The following is a 2,489-nucleotide window of genomic DNA, read 5'->3' as shown; positions in this document are numbered from 1 at the left end:
CTCGATGGCGTGGGACAAGGCCCGGAAAGACGAGGATTTCGAGGACCTCGGCGTCCTCACGCTGACGGTCAAGGGTTCGATCCACCAGCTCAACCTTGTGGGCGCGGAGATCTGGACGCGCATCAACGGCGTCAATACGCTCGAAAAGATCTCCGGGGAGATCGCTTTCCTGTTCGGCTGGGAGAAAAAGGAGACGGAGGAAGCGGTCCTGGAATTTCTGAAAGGGATCGAGGAGCGGGGTTGGGTGTCACTCGAGGAGAAGAAAGAGCCATCGCCTCCGAAGTGGAGAGCGCATTGACCGTTTCGCATCTCTCCTCCCCCGTCACGGTCAACTGGGGGATCACTGCCCGCTGCAACTTCGCATGCAGCCACTGCTTCTCGCGGCTCGACGCTTCGCCGGAGTTGTCCGGCGAGGAGGCCCGCCGGGTCGTGGATGTGCTCGCGGCCAACGGGGTTATGTTCGTCAATTACGGCACCGGCGAGCCGCTGCTTCGCGAAGACATCTTTCCCCTGACGGAATACGCCATATCCGGCGGGCTCAAGGTGACGATGAACTCCAACGGGTCCCTTATAGACAGGAGGGTCGCCGCCGAAATAGGCCGGGCGGGATTCCACTCGGTGGGAATCAGCATCGACTCCGCCGACCCGGGAACTCACGACGCCTTCCGGCGGATGGCGGGAAGTTTCGAAAAGGCGGTGCGTGCGGCGGGGTACCTGAGAGAGGCGGGAGTCCCCCTTTCCGTTTCTTCGGTGATCTGCAAGGCGAACCACCGGGATTTTTCCGCACTTGTATCGCTCGCGAAGGAACTGGGCGCACACACGCTCGACCTACACAATTTCAAGTGCTCCGGGATGGGAGGACGCAACCGGGAAAGTCTCGACCTGTCGCCGGGCGAGTGGAAGGAATTCTACGAGGCGGCGGTGCCTTTGCGCCGGGCGGAGAAGGATATCGAGATCGCATTCGACGATCCGATCCTGTCGCTGCTCGGAGAGGAGAGGGGCGGAAAACTGGTGGCGGGTTCCGTCTGCGGCAAATTGTCCCTCTACATCCGGCCCGACGGGGAGATCACCCCTTGCGGATTCATCCCCGTGCCGATAGGCAACGTGCTGAAGGACGACCTCGCCAGGATCTGGAACGAATCTCCTGTCCTCGCGCATCTTCGGGGGAAGGCGGCCGCCGGTAAGTGCGCCGGTTGTGCGAAATTCTCCTCCTGCCTCGGGGGCTGCACCGCGAGGGCCTACGCGGTGTACGGCGCATACGACGCGCCCGATCCTCATTGCTGGTTCGACGCGTAGTACAATGGAAAGACTCTTCGGGGTTCGAGGTAAGCGTTGGAATATACGATGCCGATACGCGTGCGCTGGGACATCGACTTCCAGGGAAGGTACGGCCGCGCGAAGCGGATCGCGCGCCGGATTCACGAGGCGTCCCCGCTGATCGTGGAGCTCAGGATAGACGGGGAGAAAGGCCTTGCCGAGTTCCCCGCGATATTCACGGAGATCCACAAGAACAACCCGCGGATCGAAACCACTCTGCCCCTCGATCCGGATGCCGTTGCTGCGGCGCGGTGGGGATATCCGATGGATTTCATCTGGGAAGTGAAGGCGCTCCAGCCGTTCCGCAGACGCCTGCCTCCGGATGCGGAAGCGATCTCATTCGTTCCCGACGAAGATAACCTGTCGCATCTTGCGGACATCATCGAAGAATTCGCGGAGAGCGGAGCGCGGACGCTCCACCTGCCGAACATAAATGCCGTACGTTCGCTCGCATCCGTGGGGCACGTTCCGATCGCAGGCGCCGGAGCGCTTCAGGATGCCGCACGGAGCCTTTCGTCCCTTCGCATTTCACTCGAGGGCAAGAAACTGGTCGCGCACGATTATTTCCTCTGGCGCATACTTCGCCACGCCTTTCCCGCGGAGACCGGCGGAAGGGTGGAGTTTTCGGGATGCCAGGCCGCGTCCGCCCTCGCCTACGTGGATTGGGAAGGAAGCGTCTATCCGTGCGATTCGCTTCCGATACGTCTGGGGAACCTCCAGGATACGAAGTTCGAAAAAATCTGGAATGCGCCCGCGAGACGGCGGGTCCTCGAAGCCATCCGCTCCGTGCCCGGCGCCTGCGAACCGTGCGATCAGCGCGACGCGTGCCTGTCCGGGTGCCGCGGACTGGCGTATCACGCCGCCGGCACGTTGAACGCCCCGGACCCCGCCTGCCCCGAGCCCACTGTTCTTCCGCCGAAATAGTCCCCCCCCGCATCCCGAAACGAAGGGGCAAATATACGTTCGCCCGGATTTGCATCGTCCGATATTGCTACGCAACGTCCGGCAGGGACCCGGCCTCACCGTGCACAGAAGATACGCTACACGGGCACCCCGTGAGGCGTGCCGAGCCCGCTGGGAATATACGAAATGGGGTACGCCGGGCGCGGTTAGAAATTGCCCGGAGGCGAGGGATGTGATGTAATTTGCCCTGATGGTCTTCGACGAGGATT

3 protein-coding genes are annotated in these 2,489 nt (G+C 62.2%); all 3 read left to right on the top strand.

What is annotated here, in order from left to right:
- The coding region (locus tag HY896_08365) for a PqqD family protein (GenBank protein ID MBI5576363.1) at positions 1–298 on the top strand (298 nt) is incomplete at its 5' end.
- Positions 295–1,296, top strand: a complete 1,002-nt coding sequence (locus HY896_08360) for a GeoRSP system radical SAM/SPASM protein (GenBank protein ID MBI5576362.1) — start codon at positions 295–297, stop codon at positions 1,294–1,296. The genes HY896_08365 and HY896_08360, both read left to right, overlap by 4 nt.
- 48 nt (positions 1,297–1,344) lie before the next feature.
- Positions 1,345–2,241, top strand: a complete 897-nt coding sequence (locus tag HY896_08355) for an SPASM domain-containing protein (protein ID MBI5576361.1) — start codon at positions 1,345–1,347, stop codon at positions 2,239–2,241.
- Positions 2,242–2,489: the final 248 nt, after the last annotated feature.

The sequence above is a fragment of the Deltaproteobacteria bacterium genome (assembly GCA_016218975.1).
Taxonomy (GTDB): Bacteria; Desulfobacterota; Deferrimicrobia; order Deferrimicrobiales; family Deferrimicrobiaceae; genus JAENIX01.
The sequence above is the reverse complement of the archived record's forward strand: the minus strand, read 5'-3'. Positions and strand labels throughout refer to the sequence as shown.

What these genes read in the sequence shown, in the direction of transcription:
- HY896_08355 (MBI5576361.1), top strand. Translation starts at nt 1,345, where the DNA reads ATGCCGATACGCGTGCGCTGGGACATCGACTTCCAGGGAAGGTACGGC.